The sequence below is a fragment of the Trichloromonas sp. genome (genome assembly GCF_041583255.1).
GTDB lineage: Bacteria > Desulfobacterota > Desulfuromonadia > Desulfuromonadales > Trichloromonadaceae > Trichloromonas.
In genome coordinates this window covers 1-20,695 of sequence record NZ_JBFHGD010000035.1, presented here as the reverse complement: position 1 = coordinate 20,695, position 20,695 = coordinate 1, and the positions used below count along the sequence as shown (strand labels likewise).

17 protein-coding genes are annotated in these 20,695 nt (G+C 59.2%); 8 read left to right on the top strand and 9 right to left on the bottom strand.

Annotation, left to right across the window (positions count from 1 at the left end; translation table 11 throughout):
* A partial coding sequence (locus ABYV89_RS04760; protein WP_432821790.1) for a Na-K-Cl cotransporter occupies positions 1-2,049 on the bottom strand: 2,049 nt, incomplete at its 3' end.
* A 277-nt stretch (positions 2,050-2,326) separates the two neighbouring features.
* On the opposite strand from ABYV89_RS04760, the gene ABYV89_RS04755 reads away from it, so the two are divergent.
* The 5 genes from ABYV89_RS04755 to atpE all read left to right on the top strand — a co-directional run bounded on the left by ABYV89_RS04755 (position 2,327) and on the right by atpE (position 4,822).
* Positions 2,327-3,076, top strand: coding sequence for an RNA methyltransferase (locus tag ABYV89_RS04755; protein WP_432821789.1), 750 nt, complete (start codon positions 2,327-2,329; stop codon positions 3,074-3,076).
* 97 nt (positions 3,077-3,173) lie between these two features.
* Positions 3,174-3,431 carry an AtpZ/AtpI family protein gene (locus tag ABYV89_RS04750; protein WP_432821788.1) on the top strand — a complete coding sequence of 86 codons (258 nt, stop codon included), beginning with the start codon at positions 3,174-3,176 and terminating at the stop codon, positions 3,429-3,431.
* A complete protein-coding gene (locus ABYV89_RS04745) occupies positions 3,412-3,780 on the top strand; it encodes an ATP synthase subunit I (RefSeq protein ID WP_432821787.1) in 369 nt (122 codons plus the stop codon). Before ABYV89_RS04750 ends, ABYV89_RS04745 begins: the two co-directional genes overlap by 20 nt.
* Positions 3,781-3,806: 26 nt before the next feature.
* The gene (gene atpB, locus ABYV89_RS04740; protein ID WP_432821786.1) at positions 3,807-4,481 is read left to right on the top strand and encodes a F0F1 ATP synthase subunit A; all 675 of its coding nucleotides are present in this window, start codon (positions 3,807-3,809) and stop codon (positions 4,479-4,481) included.
* Between the two features lie 74 nt (positions 4,482-4,555).
* Positions 4,556-4,822 carry an ATP synthase F0 subunit C gene (gene atpE, locus ABYV89_RS04735; protein ID WP_432821785.1) on the top strand — a complete coding sequence of 89 codons (267 nt, stop codon included), beginning with the start codon at positions 4,556-4,558 and terminating at the stop codon, positions 4,820-4,822.
* A gap of 76 nt (positions 4,823-4,898) precedes the next feature.
* On the opposite strand, the gene ABYV89_RS04730 is transcribed toward atpE, so the two are convergent.
* Positions 4,899-5,129, bottom strand: coding sequence for a hypothetical protein (locus tag ABYV89_RS04730; protein WP_432821784.1), 231 nt, complete (start codon positions 5,127-5,129; stop codon positions 4,899-4,901).
* A 420-nt stretch (positions 5,130-5,549) separates the two neighbouring features.
* Between ABYV89_RS04730 and ABYV89_RS04725 the strand changes: the two genes are divergently transcribed.
* Together ABYV89_RS04725 and ABYV89_RS04720 are read left to right on the top strand one after the other, a co-directional pair.
* The gene (locus ABYV89_RS04725; protein WP_432821783.1) at positions 5,550-7,400 is read left to right on the top strand and encodes a cytochrome C; all 1,851 of its coding nucleotides are present in this window, start codon (positions 5,550-5,552) and stop codon (positions 7,398-7,400) included.
* Positions 7,401-7,698: 298 nt separating this feature from the next.
* Complete coding sequence (locus ABYV89_RS04720; RefSeq protein ID WP_432821782.1) at positions 7,699-9,153, top strand: NapC/NirT family cytochrome c; 1,455 nt, start codon at positions 7,699-7,701, stop codon at positions 9,151-9,153.
* A 260-nt stretch (positions 9,154-9,413) separates the two neighbouring features.
* On the opposite strand, the gene ABYV89_RS04715 is transcribed toward ABYV89_RS04720, so the two are convergent.
* The 6 genes from ABYV89_RS04715 to ABYV89_RS04690 all read right to left on the bottom strand — a co-directional run bounded on the left by ABYV89_RS04715 (position 9,414) and on the right by ABYV89_RS04690 (position 16,852).
* Positions 9,414-10,403, bottom strand: a complete 990-nt coding sequence (locus ABYV89_RS04715; protein WP_432821781.1) for a beta-ketoacyl-ACP synthase III — start codon at positions 10,401-10,403, stop codon at positions 9,414-9,416.
* A gap of 90 nt (positions 10,404-10,493) precedes the next feature.
* On the bottom strand, positions 10,494-12,905 hold the full coding sequence (locus ABYV89_RS04710) for a mechanosensitive ion channel domain-containing protein (protein ID WP_432821780.1): 2,412 nt from the start codon (positions 12,903-12,905) through the stop codon (positions 10,494-10,496).
* A 92-nt stretch (positions 12,906-12,997) separates the two neighbouring features.
* The gene (locus ABYV89_RS04705; RefSeq protein ID WP_432821779.1) at positions 12,998-14,050 is read right to left on the bottom strand and encodes a cytochrome-c peroxidase; all 1,053 of its coding nucleotides are present in this window, start codon (positions 14,048-14,050) and stop codon (positions 12,998-13,000) included.
* Positions 14,051-14,173: 123 nt separating this feature from the next.
* Entirely contained in the window at positions 14,174-14,596 is a 423-nt protein-coding gene (locus tag ABYV89_RS04700; protein WP_432821778.1) for a DUF3024 domain-containing protein, read from the bottom strand.
* Complete coding sequence (locus ABYV89_RS04695; RefSeq protein ID WP_432821777.1) at positions 14,575-15,501, bottom strand: PLP-dependent cysteine synthase family protein; 927 nt, start codon at positions 15,499-15,501, stop codon at positions 14,575-14,577. Before ABYV89_RS04695 ends, ABYV89_RS04700 begins: the two co-directional genes overlap by 22 nt.
* A 172-nt stretch (positions 15,502-15,673) precedes the next feature.
* Positions 15,674-16,852 (bottom strand): peptidoglycan-binding domain-containing protein, encoded by a 1,179-nt coding sequence (locus tag ABYV89_RS04690; RefSeq protein WP_432821776.1) that lies wholly within the window; start codon positions 16,850-16,852, stop codon positions 15,674-15,676.
* A gap of 371 nt (positions 16,853-17,223) precedes the next feature.
* Here ABYV89_RS04690 and ABYV89_RS04685 point away from each other — a divergent pair, with 371 nt between their 5' ends.
* The gene (locus tag ABYV89_RS04685; protein WP_432821775.1) at positions 17,224-18,240 is read left to right on the top strand and encodes a hypothetical protein; all 1,017 of its coding nucleotides are present in this window, start codon (positions 17,224-17,226) and stop codon (positions 18,238-18,240) included.
* A 157-nt stretch (positions 18,241-18,397) separates the two neighbouring features.
* Here the strand turns inward: ABYV89_RS04685 and ABYV89_RS04680 are convergent, their stop codons facing one another.
* Positions 18,398-20,593 carry a carboxy terminal-processing peptidase gene (locus tag ABYV89_RS04680; protein ID WP_432821774.1) on the bottom strand — a complete coding sequence of 732 codons (2,196 nt, stop codon included), beginning with the start codon at positions 20,591-20,593 and terminating at the stop codon, positions 18,398-18,400.
* Between the last annotated feature and the right edge of the window lie 102 nt (positions 20,594-20,695).

Below are 20,695 nucleotides of genomic sequence, written 5' to 3'. Positions count from 1 at the left end.
GGGCTTGACCATCACATCGATATCGGCATTGATGCGGATTTCGGGGAGCAGCTGCAGCAGGAATTTCTCCGTCTGCTGTTTCATCAGCTCGTTGGAGGCGATGCTGAGGATGCGGATGCTGGCATCGCGCCATTCTGGGTTGCGGGTCAGCAGGTACGACAGCAGCAGCATCAGGTCGCCGTTGCGCTGCAGGCCGCCCCACCAGATGTGGATGATCTGCGGTTCCCCTTCGCGCGCGGCGGGGAGCGGGCGCAGCCGGCCGATGATCAGCGACTGGTCGAGCTGTTTGAGCCTGCGGATCAGCTTGAGGAAGATGCTCAGCCGTTCGAGGCTGTCGGGCCAGCCGACCAGCACCGTGTTGCTTTCAATTCCAGCGATGCCGTTGGCCTGGGCGACGGCGAGCATGCCGAGTTCGATATTCTCGACGATATCGACTTCGCCGAAAGCCACGATCCCTTCCTTGCGCAGGATCTGGTCGATCTGCTGCTGGCGCTGGCGGGTGTCGAGGTGGAGGTCGAGGATGCTCCCCTCGACCAGTTCGCAGACGGTGACCACCCCGCGGTTTTCGCTGAGCAGGGCGCCGAAGCGCACCAGGTCGATGCGGCGCTCGATGTTGCCGGCGAAGACCAGGAAATGGGGGCGCCAGTTGCGGGCCGTCATCGGCAGCCGGTTGAGGCGGATCAGCGCCCAGCGGATCAGCGCCTCGTAAACGTCGCGGCGGACATCCCCCCAGCTTTCCTTGCGGATTCGTCGCTTGAGTATGAGCCAGATGGCCAGTTCAAGGGTCAGGGCGGCGATGGTCGCGGGCAGGTTGATCAGGATCATGACGCCGAAGCAGCCGAGGGCGCCGAGCAGGCTGACGGCCCAGTGGACTTTCATGCGCGGTCGCCAGGAGGGGTTGCCGGAAAGGACTTCCAGTGCGGCCACCAGGTTAAGGGTGCCGTAGACGGTGAGGAAGAACATCGAGACGACTTCGGCCACGGTGTTCAGGTCGCCGAGGAAGACCGCGATCAGGGCAATGGCCAGGGCCACCAGCAAGCCGTTGACCGGCTCGTTGCGCTTGGAGACCTTGGCCAGCCGTTCCGGCACCAGCCGGTCCTTGGCCAGTGCCTGCAGGGTGCGGGGGGCGGCCAGCATGGAGCCGACCGCCGAGGAGAAGATCGCCCCCCACAGGCCCGGCAGCACCAGCCAGGGGCCAAGCAGGGCGACCTTGGTCCAGATCAGGGGCTCGCTGCGCAGGGCGTCGGGCTCGGCGGCAAAGGCCAGAAAAAACGGCACGACCAGGTAGACGGCAAAGCCGGTCAGGGCCGCCAGCAGGGTGCCGCGGGGAATCGACTCGCGGGGGTTTTCCAGGTCGCCGGACATGCTCAGCCCGGCCATGATCCCGGTGACCGCCGGGAAGAAGATGGCGAAGACCGCCCAGAAGCTTTCCTCGGCCGGCGGCGTGGCGGCGAACAGGTTGTGAAAACTGCCGTTGATCAGCGAGCCGCTGGACAGGGCGAGCAGCGACAGGCCGATCAGGACCATGATCGGAATCTGGCTCTTCAGGGCGAAGCCGGCCCCCCGGAATGCCAGGGCGCCGACCGCCAGGATGATGGTGAAGGCGGCCAGTTGGATCGGGACGCCGGGCCAGACGAAGCGCAGCGATTCGGCCAGACCGTAGGCGTAGAGGGTGATGGAGAAGGCCTGGGAGAGGAAGAGAGGCAGGCCGATCGAGCCGCCGATCTCCAGCCCGAGGCTGCGGGAGATGATGAAGTAGGCGCCGCCGACCCCGACCCGGCTGTTGGTGGCGATGGCCGACAGGCACAGCGAGGTGATGATGGTGATGCCGTTGGCCAGCGCGACGATGAACAGCGCCTTGAACAGGCCGACCTGGCCGACGACCCAGCCGAAGCGCAGGTACATGATGACGCCGAGGATGGTCAGGACGGTGGGGGTGAAGACGCCGAGAAAGGTGCCGAGCTTGCCGTGTCCTTGCGGGCCTTTGCGCCCGGAAGTGCCGTTGCCGCCTGTGAAGCGCCTGAACGTGCGATCGAGAGTTGTCGCCATGGGAGTCTGTGGGTATCCTTACTGTCGAGGGAAGCGGCCGGATGAAAGTATAGCAAGATTACCCTAAATCATAAAATGTCGCCAGTGTGCTGTTGCCACGGCAGCGGCTTCTCGAGTACAGTAGCGCATTCCGGTCCATGGGGTGAGCCGTGCCGGAGCCTCCTCCCGCGACGGAAGTTGAGGTGCTGCTTCGGGTCTGCCGGCGTGAGCGCCGGCAAACGGCTTGGCTGGGGGCGCTCCCTGTTTTGCCGTGTGGCCTGAATCGCCAGGAGTACGAATGCAATCACCGTTCATCGATAATCTGTCCATTGTCCTGGTCGAACCGCAGAACCCGGGAAATATCGGCATGGTCTGCCGGGCCATGGCCAATTTTGGCGTCTGTGACCTGCGCCTGGTCAACCCCTGCCAGTATCTTCATCCCGAGGCCCGCAAGTTTGCCGTGGCTGCCAACCATCTGCTGGGGGAAGCGCGGGTCTTTGCCGACCTGCCCGCCGCCATCGCCGATTTGCATGTGACCGTGGCGACCACCCGGCGCAGCGGCCGCCTGCGTGGCGAGCTGCTCGATATTGCAGAGGTTCCGGCGCTGCGCCAGGGGCTGCCGGCCGGCGGACGGATGGGGCTGGTGTTCGGCCGCGAGGATGTCGGCCTGACCAGCGACGAGGTGGCCCTGTGTTCTCATGCTGCCACCATCGCCACCTCGGCCGAGGTCGGCTCCATCAACCTGGCGCAGGCGGTACTGCTGTTTGCGCACGAATTGGCGAGGCAGCCGCAGGCTCTGCCGGCAGCGCCGGAGCGCGATGTGCCGGAACAGGGCGCCCTCGAAGGGTTGTTCGGGCAGATCGAAGCGGTGTTGACGCGGATCGCTTTTCTCAACCCGAAGAAGCCGGAAGGGGTGATGAACAGCCTGCGGCAGATACACCAGCGGGCCGGACTCGACCGTCGCGAGCTGCAGATGCTGCGGGGGATGTGGAACCAGGTTGGCTGGAGTGTGCGGGACTGGCAGGGGCGCAAGCGGGGAGACGAATAAGTGCGCAAGGGACGACCAAAACAATTGACATCCTCCGATCCATGTGATACTTAATGCAGGTTTTTCAACCAGAAAAATCCGGCGGGATACCCTGATTATGGCCGAAAGCAACCGCCAACTGTTCAAATCTCTTGGGTTTCTTTCAAGTGTCGGGATCTCGATGGTGGCGTCCACCTTCATCGGACTCGGCATGGGGTGGTGGCTCGACAAGTATTTCGAGACGGCTCCCTGGTTCACGCTGATCTTTCTGGTGCTCGGCATCATCTCGGGTTTCCGCAATATCTTCATTCTGACGGCGCGCGAGCTGAAGCGCCAGAAGGAAGAAACCGAGGAAAATGGCGGCGGACAGGGATGACCAATTGCTGGGAGAGATGTCCCGGCGCAACTGGATTATCCTGGCGGCTCTGATCCTGGTCAGTCTGCTGTGGCGGTCGCTGCCGGTTACCCTTGGGGTTCTTGCCGGAGGGCTGCTGGCCATTCTCGCCTATTACTGGCGGTACCTGGCCCTCAGTCGATTGCTGGGGGCGCCATCGAGGCAGTCGGCCAAGGGTTTTCAGTTCAGTTATGTAGTTCGATTGGTGGTCCTCGGGGGCGCGCTGTTCCTGTTGATAGCCAAGGCCAGGGTCGATGTGATAGCCCTGGTGGTCGGACTTTCGGTGGTGGTTCTGAATGTGCTGATTACCACCATAAAGCGATCGATCTAAGTGAAATGAGGAGGCAGTAACAAACCATGACGCATCCCTTTCTTTTTCTGCAGTGGCTCGAACAGCAGCTCCACACCCATGTCGGCGAGCATGTGACCTACACCTGGTTTGTCATGCTGGTGCTGATCATCGTGGCATTCCTTGCATCGCGCGCCATCAAAATGGTTCCTTCCGGCGTGCAGAACTTCATGGAAGTCATCATGTCGGGCATCGAGAATCTCATCGAAGAAACCATGGGGCCCAAAGGTAAAACCTACTTTCCCCTGCTGGCGACCTTCGCCCTGTTCATCCTGGTGTCGAACCTGGTCGCCCTGATTCCCGGCTTCTACCCGCCGACAGCCAACCTCAACACCAATGCGGCGCTGGCCCTGACCGTCTTCGCCATGACCCATATCATTGGTGTCAAGGAGCATGGCCTCGGCTATCTCAAGCATTTTATGGGTCCGATCCTGGTTTTGGCTCCGCTGATCTTCGTCATTGAAATCATCGGTCACCTGGCCCGCCCGCTTTCGCTCTCTCTGCGTCTTTTCGGTAACATGTACGGCCACGAAATCGTCCTGATGATCTTCTTCGCGCTGGTGCCGTTCCTGCTGCCGGTGCCGATGATGATGATGGGCGTTCTGGTTGCCTTGATCCAGACCTTCGTCTTTACCCTGCTGGCCATGATCTACATCGCCGGCGCCCTGGAAGAGGCTCACTAAGTCGACACTTCGCTACGGCGATTTATAGGTCCTATACTGTTTAGGAACAACAAACCCGAGAAAGGAGTACCACAATGGAATTTTTCGCATGGTGTATGATCGCTGCCGGTTTCGGCATGGCAATCGGTTCTTTCGGAACCGGTCTCGGCCAAGGGCTCGCTATTAAGAGCGCAGTCGAGGGCGTTGCCCGTAACCCCGGCGCAAGCGGGAAGATTCTGACCACAATGATGATCGGTCTGGCCATGATCGAGTCCCTGGCCATCTACGTCTTCGTTGTTGCCATGATCATCCTGTTCGCCAACCCCTTCACTGAAAAAGTGATGGAACTGGCTGCAAAGTAAGTTTCGAACATTGAAACGTAAAAAGGGGCGCGTCCTTGTGGACGCGCCCCTTTTTTATTGCCTGCAATTGAATTGATCAGCGCGGCCCGCGGTTGCGGAAGACCCGCATGAAGAGAACGCCGAAGATCGAAAGGCACAGGCCGACGCAGATGAAGAGGTAGCCGATTCCTGTCCCCTGGCCCCAGCCGAAGAGGTCGTTTTTTCCGACCAGAAAGACGATGCCGACGCCACTGAAGGTCGCAAGTCCGCCGATGATGTAAAGAGCAAACGCACAGATGGCCAGAACAAGGCCGGTGTCTTTAAACATGTCTGTTCCTTTTTGGGGTGAGGTCTTTATGTAATGAGCTGGCGTAAATATTGACGGGTGTAATCGCCAGCGAATTCAACCATAATGCAATGGAATTGTCCAGAGGCTCTTGCGGGGGATGCGCCCCTGATGGCGGGAAGTGTCGTATTGTCGGGTGTTTAGCGTAAACAATGCGATTGCTGGCCCGAGAAGAGCAGTGATTACCTTCAATGGAAAAGAATACCTAAGTGCGGTTTCACAATTGACTTTTTATGAACGCCGTGGTAATCAGGGGCGCTGTATATAAATACTATACATGCTATACATGGGTGTCTGTCGACGGGCAGATGCTCGCTGGCTTGATTTTACCCGCATTGCTGAGCCAAGTTTTTGTGTTGTCTCGGGCTGCGAAGGAATTTTAACGGAGTTAGGAGGAGTTTCATGCGACACGCACTGCCACGTTTGTTGATGTCCCTGGTCCTGCTGTTGTTTCTGGTGCTGCCGGCAGCAGCGGAAAACGGGCTGGCAATTGACCCCAAAGCCTGCCTGGAATGCCATGAAGATGTCGTCTCCGTTGAGGAGTTCAGCGCATCGGTTCATGGGCAGAACGCCTGCACCAGCTGTCACATCGAATTGTCTGACCTGCAGGGCCACATGGATGGCACGATCATGCCGGAGCCGGTTAACTGCGTGCGCTGCCACAAGCCGCAGACCGCCGAGCATTACGCCAGCGTTCACATGCTCAACGGCGTGAGTTGTTCTGACTGCCATTCCGATGTGCATACCCACAGCTACTGGAAGGGCGACAAGAAGAAGGTCGTCGAAAAGTGCACCGGCTGCCACGATGATCATACCGATTACCTTGACTCCGTGCATGGCAAGGGTGTCATGGCGGGTAACCCCGATTCGGCTGCCTGTCACGATTGTCACAACCTGCATGAAATCAAGCCCGTCGGCGACGGCCAGTCCCACGATGTGCGCGAGTTTCATACCAGCGTCTGCCTCAAGTGTCATGCCGACGAGGAGATGATGGCGCGCAACGGCGTCTTCAACGTTGCCGTCAAGACCTATATGGACAGCTACCACGGCAAGAACTATCGCCTCGGCTTTCCCGAGCTGGTGGCCGGCTGTGCCGACTGCCACACCTCGCACAACGTCCTGCCGGCTGCTGACCCGAATTCGAGCGTCAACGAGGCTAACCTGGTAGCCTCCTGTGCCCAGTGCCATGAGAACTCGACCCCGCTGTTCACCATGTATTATTCCCATGGTTCGCACGACAAGGACAAGTATCCGCTTCTCTACTACACCTTCGTGGCCATGACCGGCCTGCTGGTCTCGACCTTTGCGGTCTTCTGGATCCATACCCTGCTCTGGATGTTCCGTGGCTTCGTGGAGAACCGCGAGAAGAAGCGCGAGCTGATGGAGCATGGTTTTACCCAGCACATCAAAGACCCGCACAAGATGTACCGCCGTTTCACCAAGCGCCACGTGTTCCTGCACTTCCTGGTTATCATCAGCTTCCTTGGCCTGTCATTGACTGGCCTGCCGCTGAAGTTTGCCGACCAGCACTGGGCCAAGGTTTTCATGGAGTTCTTCGGTTCGGCCGCCAACGCCGCGCTGATTCACCGCATCTGCGCCGGGATCACCTTCATCTACTTCGCCTCGGCGATTTACCTGTCGATTCACTTCCTCTTCATTCGTGAGGATATCCCCGGACACTTCCTGCAGCGCCTGTTCGGTCCCGAGTCGCTCTGCCCCAACTTCCGCGACATCCGCGACGTTACCAACATGGTCCGCTGGTTCCTGTTCCGCGGTCCCAAGCCGACCTTCGAGCGCTGGACCTACTGGGAGAAATTCGACTTTATCGCGGTCTTCTGGGGTATGTTCGCCATCGGTGGTTCCGGCCTGATGCTCTGGTTCCCCGAGTTCTTCGGTTCCTTCCTTCCCGGTTGGGCCTTTAACGTGGCGACCATCGTTCACTCGGACGAGGCGCTTCTGGCGACCGGCTTCATCTTTACCGTTCACTTCTTCAACACCCACGGGCGGCCGGAGAAGTTCCCCATGGACTTCGTCATCTTCAACGGTGAAATGCCGAAAGAAGAGTTTATTCACGAGCGCGGCGATCAGTGGAAGCGCTACGAGGCGGAAGGCATTCTGCATAAGTTCGAGAAGCCGAAGCCGAGCGGCATCCTTTATGATTTCTTCTTCAAAGCGTTTGGCTTCACTGCCGTGTTCATCGGTATGGCACTCGTGGTTCTGATGGTTTACGCCTTCATGCACGGGTCGCACTAGATCCTTGAATCACTGAAAAAAACAGAAGGGGGCCGCCAGCGATGGCGGCCCTTTTCTGTTTCGATGATGCAAGTTGAATCCGTTGATGTAGAATAATTAAAAACTTATCCGTTGACATTTTCGCCTCAGAGATGATACTAACCCGGGTTGCCTCTGCAGATGTCTACGAAAAAATCAACGTAACTACAAATGGTTCATTCGTATTTCCCAGTGTTCGACATTTGTAGTTTTGTTTGTTTTTGTGAATTTATCACTGGTTTGGTAGGACAATTATCGTTACGGGAGAAGGGATCACTAAATGAAAACGTTGCCTGAAATTATCACCGCATTTGCCAAAGGGATTGCGCGCAGCCGGGTTTCCCTGATCGGCGCCATGATCGTCACCGCGGCAACGCCGTTTCTGTTCGGAGCGATCGTCTACGATGTTTTGTTCCACATCCAGAATACCTATTTTTCGGCCGCAATCTACATGCTGCTCGGTCCGGCTTTTGTCGGCGGCCTGGTCCTGGTTTTTCTCGGCCTCTTTTTCTTTAAGGGCAAAGAGGAAGTGCGGCTGTTCACCCTGGAATATCTCAAGGGGTACTTTACCGACCCGGAAAAATTCAGCCGGATGCGGAAACTGATCTTTTTTGCCGTATTTCTGACCTGTATCAACCTGGTGATCTTTTCGATGCTCGGGTACCGGGCCTATCACTACATGGAGTCAGTCGGGTTCTGCGGCGAGTTCTGCCACACGGTCATGAACCCCGAAAGAACCGCTTACCTCAATTCTCCCCATTCGCGGGTGTCCTGCGTTGAGTGCCATATCGGTTCCGGCGCCGACTGGTTCGTCAAGTCCAAGATCTCCGGCGCCCGCCAGCTCCTTGCGGTCGCCCTCAACACCTATCCCCGCCCGATCGAAACCCCGGTGCATGGCTTGCGCCCGGCCCGGGATACCTGCGAGGAGTGTCACCGCCCCGAAATGTTCCATGGCGACAAGCTGGTGATCAAAGATAAGTTCCTTGAAGACGAAAACAACACCCACGTCAAGACCGTGCTGCTGATGAAGATCGGCTCGGCGGGCGATCGTGCTACCAGCTCTCACGGGATTCACTGGCATGTCGCGCCGGAAAACAAGATCTATTACAAGGCCTCGGGGCATGACCGCATGACCATTCCCGAAGTGATTCTGGCCAACCAGGATGGGAGCAAGATGGTCTACCGCTCGCCTGATGCCGACGAAGTGTTTAAGAAATCCGGCTGGGAAGCTGAAACTCGCGAGATGGACTGCATCGATTGCCACAACCGCCCGACCCATATCTACCTCCCCCCGGGAGTGGCGGTGGATAACAAGATCCTGAGCGGCGCCATCGACAGCAGCATCCCGTTCATCAAGAAAAAGGCGATGGAAGTTATCGTCAGGGAATACGCCTCGCTGGATGAGGCCAAGGCGACTATTGCTGGCGAACTCAACGAATTCTATCAGAACAACTTTTCCGGCGTGGCCGAAACCAAAGCCGATCAGCTGAAGAAGTCGATCGCCGGGATCCAGGCGGCATACGCCGAAAACGTCTTTCCCGAGATGAACATCAAGTGGGGGACCTACACCAACCACATCGGCCATAACGACGATGTCGGCTGTTTCCGCTGCCACGACGAAGAGCATGAGACGGAGACCGGCGAAGTCATCTCCATGGATTGCGACACCTGTCACACCATTCTGGCCGAAGAAGAGGCGGACCCCGAGATTCTCAAGACCCTCTCCGGGATGTAATCCACTCCAAGCCGCTTGGCGTGCACAAACTAAAAGCCCCATCACCTGTTCGGTGATGGGGCTTTTTCCGTTTGCCGCCAGCGTTTTGCTCTGCTGACTTGTTCGCCCTGCGGGGCAGAGCGATGAATCCCCCCTCGGGGGGCGATAGATTCTATGTCTTGTTGTGTGCTCTAATCTGTTTAATCCTCCTTTCCTTTCTTCCAGTTTACTTCGGCTTTTGGGGAATGCAAATGACGAAGAAAAGAAATTCAGACTGTGGATCAGAAGCGGATGACGGAGGACGCCCAGGTGAGACCGGCGCCAAAAGTGACCAGGCCGACCAGGTCGCCGGAGGCAATTTTGCCGGTGCGGCGGGCCTCGTCGATGGCGATCGGGATCGAAGCCGACGAGGTGTTGCCAAAGCGATCGACGTTGACGTAGACCTTTTCGGCGGGGACGTCGAAACGTTTTGCTACGGCTTCGATGATCCGCAGATTGGCCTGGTGCGGGATGAGCAGATTGAGTTGCTCTGGCGCGATGCCGGCTTCCTGCAGGACCTGCTGCATGGCGTTGGTCATGGCGGTCACGGCGTGTCGGAAGACCTCCCGGCCGGCCATGTTGATGGTGTGCAGATTGGCGGCGGCGTTTTCAGGTGTGGGCGGGTTGATGCTGCCGCAGCCCGGATTGTAGAGCAGGTTGGCACAGGAGCCGTCACTGCCGAGACAGCAGTGAATGATGCCCCGATTGTCGATCGAAGGGCCAAGAACCACCGCGCCGGCGCCATCGCCGAAGAGGACACAGGTATCACGGTCCTGCCAGTTCACCATGGAGGTGAGGATTTCGGCGCCGATAACCAGTACGCGTTTATAGCCGGCTGAGCCCATCATGGCCGTGGCGACCTGCAGGCTGTAAAGAAACCCGGAGCAGGCAGCGGACAGATCGAAGGCCACCGCGTTTTTGGCGCCGATTTTATCCTGGATAATGCAAGCTGTGGCCGGAAATTTCATGTCGCCGGTGACCGACCCGAGAATGATCAGGTCGATCTCTTCGGCCGCAACCGCCGCGTTTTCGAGGGCATTGCGGGCCGCAGCGGCAGCCAGGTCGGAGAGCGGGGTGCCAGGTTCGACGATCCTCCGTTCCCGGATGCCGGTGCGTTCCATGATCCAGCTGTCGGTGGTGTCGACCATTCGTTCCAGGTCGGCATTGGTCAGAACCCTGTCGGGAACGCTCCGGCCCGTTCCCAGGATCATGGCATGGGGTGATTTGTGCATTTGTTTCCTCCCGGATAGTTTAGAGAGGAAACGATAGCACTTTTAAGCTGATAGCTCAATAGCGGGGCGGGCAAATGTTGGATATCCGGGTCAGCTTTCTGCTGCCGGGGGGGGCGTGTCCGCTTCGCTCAGGCGTTTTAGCAGCCGGGCGTCTTTCAGGTGCAGGTGCAGATCGCGTTGGGGAAAGGGGATTTCAATGTTCTCTTCGCGGAAACGCTGCTCGATAAACTGCAGAATCTGGCTGCGAATCACCAGCATCCGGTCGGCATTGGCGATCCAGACCCGCAACTCGAAATTCAGCGAACTGTCGCCGAAGCCGGTGAATATCGGCGAAGGTTCTGGCGTCTCAAGGACATCCTTGCTGGCCTGAGCCGCTTCGCGCAGCAGAGACAGCACCTTGGCGACGTTGCTGCCGTAGGCGACGCCGACGGGAATGACCGCCCGGGCCATGCTTGTGGACAGGGTCCAGTTAGTCACTTTCTGCGAGATCAATTCCGAGTTGGGAACGATGATTTCCGACTTGTTGAGGGTCTCTACAACCGTCGATCGCAGGCCGATCTTGCGGACCGTGCTCCACTGGTCGTCGATGACAACCACGTCACCGACCCGGACCGGGCGCTCGAAGAGCAGGATAATGCCGCTGACGAAGTTGTTGACGATGTTCTGCAGGCCGAAACCGATACCGATACCGAAGGCTCCGGCCAGCACGGCGAAATTTTTCAGTTCGACTCCGGCCAGGCTCATGGCAAAGAGGAAGCCGATGAAAACAATAGAATAGTGGAGCAGTTTCTTTATGGCGTCGCGTACGCCGCGGTCGAAATCCCGGTGCGGAAAGATCTGTGCTTCAAGCACCGCGCGGAGAAACCAGGAGAATGAGATGGCCAGATAGAGCACCAGCACCACCAGCACCACCATGTGAAGGGAGATTTCCGTTTCACCGAGGGTCGTGCTTTTATCCATCAAGGCACTCCACGCCTGCGCGGGCGAGTCGTAAATCCCCCAGACGACCAGCAGGTAGAGGAGGGAATAGCTGGCGATGAAAATCTGCAGGATATTGGAAAGACGGGTCGTCAACTCGTCGCCGTAGCGGTAAAAGAAGGGGTGGCGCAGCACCAGCGGATGGGTCAGCAGGAAGCGGATGCCGCCGTGACCCAGGCGAATGGTCATGGCGACGAAGAGGCTCAGGAAGACGGTGCTGACCGAAGAGACGATCAGCCGGGACGAGAGGTTGCTGTAGCCGCTGATCTGGGCGAAGAGGGCAACCAGCAGCACCCCGGCACCGACCTTGAGGGCGAGGGTGAAGGCGTCCATCCGGCCGTCATGGGCGTGCAGGTTGCGTTTGGCCAGCACCAGCAGTACCGGAATCCCGAGCAGGCAGAGGGCGGTCAGGTAGAGCCGGTAGAGCGGCGCTGGAAAAGCGATCAGATGCAGGACCTGGGTGATGATGAAAAGGGCCGCCAGCAGGTAGACCATGAATTTTTTGCGAGGGTTTGTCAGCAGACCGGAGACCAGGATCGCGGCGGTCAGCGCGGCAAGCAGCGACATGCCGAGCTTCCAGATGGACGGGGCGTTTTCGTACAGGGCGCTGAGCGAGATGACGGCCACGAAGATCCCGGTCGCCCAGGGGTGGATGGCGATAAAATGCCATTCTTCGGTAATCTGGGTTCTGCGCTGGTGATGCCGAATGAAAAGGGCCAGACCAACGGCCAGAATGAGCTGCAGGGGGGGGAGCCAGAACCGGTCCGAGAGGAATTCCCATTTAACCTTCTGCACCTCGTCGATACCGGTTTTTACCGAGATCCAGAGATCGGTGTTGAACTGGTGGTAGAAGTCGCGGTTGGCAAAGGAGTGGGTGGTTTTCTTGAAGGTCTGCTTGCGCAGGCTGCTCAGGATCGTGTCGATCTGGTTCTGCACCTCGAGCAGGGTGGTCTGCAGACCAGTGACGTCCTTTTGCAGGGCGACCAGCGGCGCGGCGATTTCAGCCGCCCGGTCGATAACCCGCTTGCAGGTGGCAAGGCTGCCGGTAAATGCCCCTTTGGAAATCTCGACCTGGGAATTTTTCAGATGCTGCTGCCACTTTACCCAGAACTCTTCACGGTCGTTCCAGCGTTGGCGGATCTGGTCGGCTTCGGTCAGTTTCAGCGACAGGGTGTCGAGGGTTTTTTTCAGCCCGGCCATCTGCCCGGTGATGGTGCTGCGAACTTCGAGCAGACGGTCGAAGCTCCAATCTGCCGGCGCACCGAGGCTTGAAATCCGCTGCATGAGTTCAGTCTGCCGGGTTCGGGCGGCGGTGATCTCGGTTTTGAGAGCGCCGAGTTCGCTCAAGGGGGCAAGCAGCGATTCAGCCTTGACCGCGTCTTCGGCGAGCTGCGCGCCCCTGGGAATGACGTCGGCGACGCTGGGGAAGGCGCTCTGCAGGTTGGGGGTCGGGGGGACGTCCTGGGCGGAGACGGAGACAGCCAGGCTGAAAAAAAGCCCGAGCGCAAGGCGAAAAAGCTTCATGCTGATAAGATCATCCAGTGAAAAGCCGGGGAAGCAGGCCGGCCGTTTAACCCCCCGCTGCCGAAGTTGTCGGCAGCGGAGGTGCTTCCATGTCAGCTGCCGGTGCCGGTCAGCACCGGTCGCGGGGTATCGTCCTGCTGGGGGGGCAGAATCGGGTGTTCAACGCGCGGCTGTTCTCCGGTCAGGGTTTTGAGAAAGGCGGTGATCTGCTCGGCCTCGCCCCCGGTAAGGGTGATCCCCAGTTGCGCCGCTCCCATGATTCGTACTGAATCAAGGAGTTTCCATACTTTGCCGGAATGGAAGTAGGGCGGGGTCAGGGCGACATTACGCAGTGACGGCGACCGGAAGGCGTATTCATCCGCCGCCACGTTAGTTACCTTGAATCGGCCGGTGTCGTCAAGCGGAAGTATGTCGCTTGACGGTTTTTCCACGACACCAAAGGGAAAATATCCCGATCCGCCGATGTTGGTGCCGCTGTGGCAGCCGACGCAGCCCTTGTCGATAAACAGGGAAAGGCCGGTTTTCTCCGTGTCGGTGAGTGCCGCGACGTCGCCGTTGAGAAAACGATCGAATGGAGCGTCCGGGGTGAGCAGGGTCGCCTCGAAGACCTCGATGGCGCGGGCCATGTTGTCGAAGGTCAACGGCTGCTGATCCTGCGGGAAGGCTTTTTTGAAGAGTTCGACGTATTCAGGCAGGCTGCGCAGGGTGGCGAGTACCTGCTCCGGCGTGTTGTTCATTTCGACCGAGGCCTGAACCGGACCCTTGGCCTGCTCGGCCAGATCCTTGGCGCGGCCGTCCCAGAACTGGGCCTGGTTGAAAACCGCGTTGAGGGTGGTCGGCGCATTGCGCGGGCCTTTCTGCCAGCCGTGACCAACGGAAGTCTCCTGCATGTCGGCGCCGGCCAGGCCGACATTGTGGCAGGTCTGGCAGCTGATCAGGCTGGAGGCCGAGAGGCGCGGTTCGAAATAGAGCATTCGACCAAGCAGCAGTTTCTCCGGAGACGACGGGTTGCCGGCAAGTTGGGGCGGCGCCGAGGGGACAGGCTGGAAGAAGGCCTTGCTCTGTTCCGGCAGCCCGGGGCCGGCCCAGGCCAGGTTGACGGTCAGGGTCATCAGGGTCAGGCAGTATGCGGCGTTGCGGATCATCAGTCTCCTCCTGAAATGAAGTAGTAGAAAGGATACTAATGTTCTAGCGCATGCCGGCCGCTTGTCAAGGCGACTGCCGGCGACAACGCCTTGCGCGACCTCGGTTGCCGGTGCCCGGCGAAGTCAGAACCAGAATGTGCGCAGGGGGTCGTCATCGACGTGCCTGAGAATTTTGGCCAGGTCGAGAGAGGGGCCGAAGTTGAGGTAGAAGACCCAGGTTTTTTTACTGCTGTTGTAATAATGGAGCGACCACTGGACCAGGTCGGCGTTGTATCTGAACTGGGCAACCGGCCGGATCAGCCAGTGGCCCTGTTCAAGGTAGGCCCAGCGCTCCTCGATGAGGGTAGCCCGGTCACCGCCGATGCGAAAGGTGAGGCGGGTGTGGTTCAGCTCGCAGCATGGCTCGCGCTCGTCGCAATATTCGGACAGCAGTTTTTCGGCGGATTTTCTGAGCAGTTCCGGAATCGCCATGGTGGTGTGGCCGGTTCGTTGGGGTTGAATGGTCTTTACGGTATTTGTGCGGATCAGGGCGGACAGCAGGCGCACACCGAGCGGAACAGGGCGGTGCTGAGATAGCGGTCGCCGCGATCCGGCAGCAGGGTGACGATGACTCCGGAGGTCATTTCCCGGGCGACCTGCAGGGCACCGGCTACTGCAGCACCACTGGACATGCCGGCAAAGATCCCCTCTTCGAGAGCCAGCCGCCGCGTTGTTTCAAAGGCCACTTCGTCTTCGACGGTGATTTTACGGTCGAGTTGTTCCTCCCGGTAGATGTCGGGAACGATCGCTTCCTGCATGTTCTTCAGTCCCTGCACCTTGTGCCCGAGCCGCGGCTCGATGCCGACGATTTTCAGGCCGGGTTTCTTTTCCCGCAGGTAGCGGCCGGTCCCCATCAGGGTGCCGGAAGTGCCCATGCCGGCCACGAAGACGTCGACTTCGCCGTGGGTCTGGGCAAAGATTTCCGGGCCGGTTGTCTGGTAGTGGGAGAGGGGGTTGTCGGGGTTGGCATACTGGTTGGGCATGTAGTAGCGGCCGGGCTCTTCGGCCAGGATCTGGTGCGCCAGCCGGATGGCGCCATCGGTCGCCTGGCAGGCCTCGGAAAGAACGACTTCGGCGCCGTAGGCTTCGAGTACGCTGCGGCGTTCGACGCTGACGCAGGCCGGCATCACCAGTTTGACGCGGTAGCCCCTGGCGGCGCCGATCATGGCCAGGGCGATCCCGGTATTGCCCGAGGTCGGCTCGAGAATAATCTTCCCCGAAGAGAGCAGGCCGCTTTCCTCGGCTTTTTTCAACATGTACCACGCCGGCCGGTCCTTGACCGAGCCGCCCGGATTGTTCCCTTCGAGCTTGGCAAAAATTCTGACCGCCGAGCCGGCTCCCAGCCGGGTCAGTTCAACCAGGGGGGTGTTGCCGATCGCATTCGACAGGCTGAATCCCGCAGACTTCGTCATCGTGTCGTCCTTTAAGGCAGATCGTGGACCCCTTGCGGTAGTCGTCGCCCATATTACCGAAGCATTAAAGGGATTACAATGACGTTTTGTGGCTGGGTGTCGGCGGGGAAGCGTGGCCGGAGGGCCCCGATGCAGGGCCCTCCGAAAGGAAGACGCTGAATTGCGGTGACGGCTAAGGCGTTACGTTCAGAGCCTTGATGGTGTTCATGGTCAGGTACTTGCTGACGGTCAGATTCTTATCCTTCTGGAACGCGTTGACTGCCGACATGGTCTGGGAACCGATGACGCCATCGATCGGGCCGGGGTTGTAGCCGGCCTTCTGGAGTTCTCTCTGGATCTGTGAAATCTTGCCGTGGGTCATGTTGGTTTCGCAGAGGATTTCACGCCATTCCATGTGCTCATCAGCGGTTTTCATCCGCTTGCTGACGGTCTGGTATTCCGCCGGAACCGGGATGCGCTTTTCCTGGGCCGGGGTGACCAGTTTGGTCACCGAAACCGTTTTGTACTTGGCCGGGATTTCAACGGTACGGGTCTGGGGCGCTTCGATCATGACGCGTTTCTTGACGGTCTGGTAAACAGCCGGTTCGTCGATGGCCCGGGTGGTGGCCGGCGATTTCAGGACCTGCTTGGAAACAGTGCGAAACTCGTCTGGAACCTCGACCAGACACATGATTTCACCGGTTGAATCGTCGATCCGCTGGATCGGGCCGGACCCTTTTTTCCAGACGGTATGGGCCGGCTTGACCAGGATCCGCTCGGTGACGGTCTCATAACGGGCCGGAACCTCGACCATTTTCTGGGCGGCCGGCTTGACCAGCACTTGCTCATCGACAAAGCCGTACTTGGCCGGGATGGTTTCGAGTTTCTGCGAGGCCTCTTCAACCAGAACCTGCTCCTTTACCGTTTCGTAGCGGGCCGGGATGATCTCGACCCGTTCCCCGGCGTCGTGCTTGAGTATCTTCTCGGTAACGGTCTGGTACTGGGCCGGAATCAGCAGGCGGGCGTAGCAGTGTCCCGGTTCAGCGGCGGGGGGGAAGAGGCTGTCGTCAGCGGCGGATGCCGGTGTCGTCCGGGCTTGCTCCAGAGACTCGCGGGCCCGGGCCTGGGCGGCATAGGCCTCGGCTTCGGCGGCGCCGGCGGCGCGCATCTGCTCCTGGAGTTGCTGGGCCTGCTGCTGCAATTCTGCTTCGCGGGCGGCCAGGCTCTGCTCCTGCATCTGCAGTTGGGCGAGCTGGGCATCGACGCCCGAGGCGCTGGCGACCCTGTCGGCAGTGCCGGAAGCACAGCCGCCGACCATCAGGGTGGCGGCGAGGATCAGCGGACAGTAGAGCATCAGGCGGATCTTGTTCATTTGGAACCTCCATTTTCTGTAACGTTGCTGTTAATGGATCAGTTGCTGGCCGTGATCAACAACGGGCTGAAGGCGAGTGTCAATTTTTTATCCGTTGCTTCGATTAAAGCGGCAGTTGGGATGTTGTCAAGTCAAAAAACGGCATTTTTTTTCGCACTTTCAACGGTTTCCGGCTCTGTGTATACACATGAGTAATTTTTTTTGCCTGCTATGTGGATGGAATGACAGCGGTTGTCCTCCGTCTGCCGAATCGAAAAGGTGTTCGGCACGATTATTGGAAGAAAAGATCCGCAGGTGGAGACTGTAACTAGGCGAAAAGTAACAGAAATTAACCTGTCCGGGGTGGTTGGGACGGAAAAAGGGGTGGTTGAATGAAGTGGTTGGTTACGTGTTTCTTGGTCTTTTCAATGCTGGCGGCGCAGGCGTCTGCCGATTCCGGCGAAGCGCTCTATAGCGTGATCTTTTCCCAGGAAGTTATGGCACTGGGGCCTGACGGCACCCCGTACCCGTCGACCACCATCAACCCCGAGCAGATCGCCGGCATGCAGCACTACCTCTTTGATCTCGGTCGCGGACGTCAGCTGGTGATCGAAACCAATATTTCGAATGCGCAGGAACGGGGACTCTTCGGCGTGGCCGATGCGGTAAAGCGCTGTTACCAGTATGTTGAAGCGGCTTCCGGGGGAACGTTGAAAAAAGGAGTGCTGTTGTACCTGATCGAGTTCGATGAGCTGCCGTTGTCCTATGCCTTTGAAGCGGCTTACCCGGCCGAAGCGAATTGGAGCGAAGTCCGCCTGGCGCTGGTGCGTACCGGGGAGCCCCTGATCGGACCCGGTGCCCCGTTGGAACTGACCGACCTGCTTTACGATACCCTGCCGCACGAGCTGGGGCACGATATTCTCGGCGAACTCCCCGCCCTGCGGCACGATATCGACGGCCGCCCTTCCTACTACACCCGCTGGTTTATTGACGGCATCTGCGAACTGCTGGCCAAGGGCTTTGCCCGCCAGGAAAGTCCCCAGCTGCTGCAGCGGCTGCTGGCCATGCGCAACATCGGTTCGGTTATGGAGCGGGAGAGGATCCGGGAGCAGGTGTTCGTCTGGGAGCAGCATAACACCCACGCCATGGATGTCGAATCAGACCTGTACGGGGCGGCCATGCTGCTGCTGACGGTCTGGACCGAGCGGGTTCCGCTGGACAGGTTGATCGGGCAGATTCGGGAGCAGATATTGCCGCTGGACGGCGCTGCCCTTCGGGCGATGATGGAAGCGGTCGTCGGCTGTGATGCCGAGCAGGTCTGTCAGCGGGCCGATCGGGCCGGCAAGCAGCTGACCCGGGAGAATGTCTTGACCAGCAGGCTGGAACAGTCGCCCCGCTGGGGGGGCTGAACGCTCCTCGCAAAGCTGTCGGACGATTCATGGGCCGGCGGTAAAATCGTCTCTTTGCTTTCTTGCGGGCTCCTTTCCGATCAATAGCGACGGCTATCGGTTGAAAAGGAGCCCGTTTCGCTTGGGCCCGCCTGGTTCGTCAGGCTCCAGGTGTGTTTTAAGGCCGCGAGTAGGCGGAGGGTTTGGCAGCTCCCTGTTCCGCCAGGGATGGGGGGGCCGCCGTCAAGGTCATGTCCTGAAGAACATGCAGGGATTCCCCGATATAAGGGTCTTCGGCAAGCTCCTTGAGCCATTCTTGGTGCCGTTCTTTTTCGCTGAGGTTCTGTTTTTCCTCCCGTTCGTCTTCATCCGCGGCCATGGCGCCGTGACCGTGGAGCGAGCCCGTTTTTTTTGTCATCAGGCGTTTCTCTTCTTCCCGCTCCTTGCGGACCACCTCGACATTCAGGCTCTGCAGGGTGCGATCCCGGCGAACCTTGGCACGCTCCGCCTCTTCGAATATGTCGTTGTAGTCCTGGTTGGCTCTGACCCGGGCCAGGCTTTTGCTGACCAGTTGAGCGTCCGGGTCGGACTGGCTCCTGCGGGAGTAGCTGGTACGGTCGACCGTGTCCCAGGGGAGCGAATAATCGACATACTGTTCCCCGGCTTCAACGTGGCGCAGGCGGTCGGGCAGGATGATGTCGGGAACCACGCCCCGGTACTGGGTCGATTCCCCGCTGATCCGGTAGAATTTCTGCGTGGTGATCTTCATGGCCCCCAGCGGACGGTAGTTGTCCAGGTTGATGAAGGGGAGGTTGCTGTCGAGGTCGGCCATGGTCTGCACCGTTCCCTTGCCATAGGTATGCTCGCTGCCGATGATGACGGCACGGTTGTAGTCCTGCAGGGCGCCGGCAAGGATTTCCGAGGCCGAGGCGCTGAACTTGTTGATCAGAACCACGATCGGGCCGCGGTAGTCGATTTGCGGGTCGAGGTCGGCGAGGATCTGAACCCGCCCGTTGAGGTTTTTGACCTGTACCACCGGGCCCTTTTCAATAAAGAGTCCGGTGATCGAGACGGCGTCGGTCAGGGCTCCGCCGCCGTTGTTGCGCAGGTCGAGCACCAGGCCGCTGATGCCGGCCTGGCTGAGCGTTGCCAGTTCCCGGTGCACGTCGTCCGTTGAGTTGCGGCCTTCGCCGTCGTAGCTGTGCTTGAAGTCGCGGTAGAAGCTTGGGATCCGGATATAGCCGTATTTTTTCCCGGAGCCGGCATCATCGAGGACCGTCCCCTTGACGAAGGTTTCCTCGATCTGCACCACGTCGCGGATGATCGGGACGATCAGCCGGGTGCCGTCCGGTTTTTTCACCGTCAGGCGCACTTCAGTCCCTTTTTTGCCGCGGATCAGGCTGACCGCATCGCGCAGCCGGGAATCGGTGATATCGACCGGTTCGTCGGCCCCCTGGGCCACGGCCAGGATGATGTCTTCGGCCTGCAGCTGCCCCTGGCGGCTGGCGGCGCTGCCGGGGATGATCCGCACCACCTTGATGTAGCCGTCCTCTTCCTGGAGGGTGGCGCCGATCCCTTCGAGCGAGCCGCTCATGCTGATGTCGAAGTCTTCTTTCGACTGGGGCGGCAGATAATTGGTGTGGGGGTCAAAGGCCCGGGTGACAGCGTTGAAGTAGCGGTCGTAATGATCCTGTTCGGTTTCTTTGAGCATGCGGTCGAAGAAGTCGATGTTGCTCTTGCGGACTTTCTCCCGGGCCTCCTCGCGCAGCTGCTCAACCGTTTTTACGTTTTTGAGCGGTTCCTTCTTTTCGGCCGCGGCCTGCTGTTCGCCCTCCTGGTCTTCGAGCAGGTTCAGGTAGCGGCTCAGAACCTGGAACTTGATAATCTTGCGCCAGCGTTCCCGCAGTTCCGCTTCGTCCTTGCAGAAGGCGAGCTTTTCCGGATCGGTTTCGATGCTCTCGTCGATGCTCAGGTCAAAACCCTTGTCGATGAGTTCGTTGGCGATGGTTCTGACCTGGGCCACCCGCAGGGCCATGATCCGGGCTCCGAGCGCCGCCAGTTCCAGTCGGCCGCGGTTGATTTCGTCATCGATACGGGTCGAGAAAACCTCCAGCTTGTCGGCATCCTCCTTGAGCAGAAAGCGTTTCTGGCCGTCGAGCTGCTTGAGGTAAAGGTCGTAGGCGGCTTTCGACAATTCATCATCGATCGGCTTCTGGCTGTAATGGTTCTGGTTGATCTGGCCGCGCAGGATGAAGCTGAGCAGGCGGGCGCGGTTGATGTCGAATTCTCCGGGCCCCTGCAGGGCATATGCGGGGAGTCCTGTGGTGATCAGCAGCAGGGCGATGAGAAAGCATTTTCTGAAAGGGGAGCACATGGGATGTTTCCTTATGAAAGAAGAACCTGAAGGTTCCAGGCGATTTCCTCCTGATTGCGGGACTGGTCGAGGCGGGCTGGATCGGCATAACGCTCTAAGTTT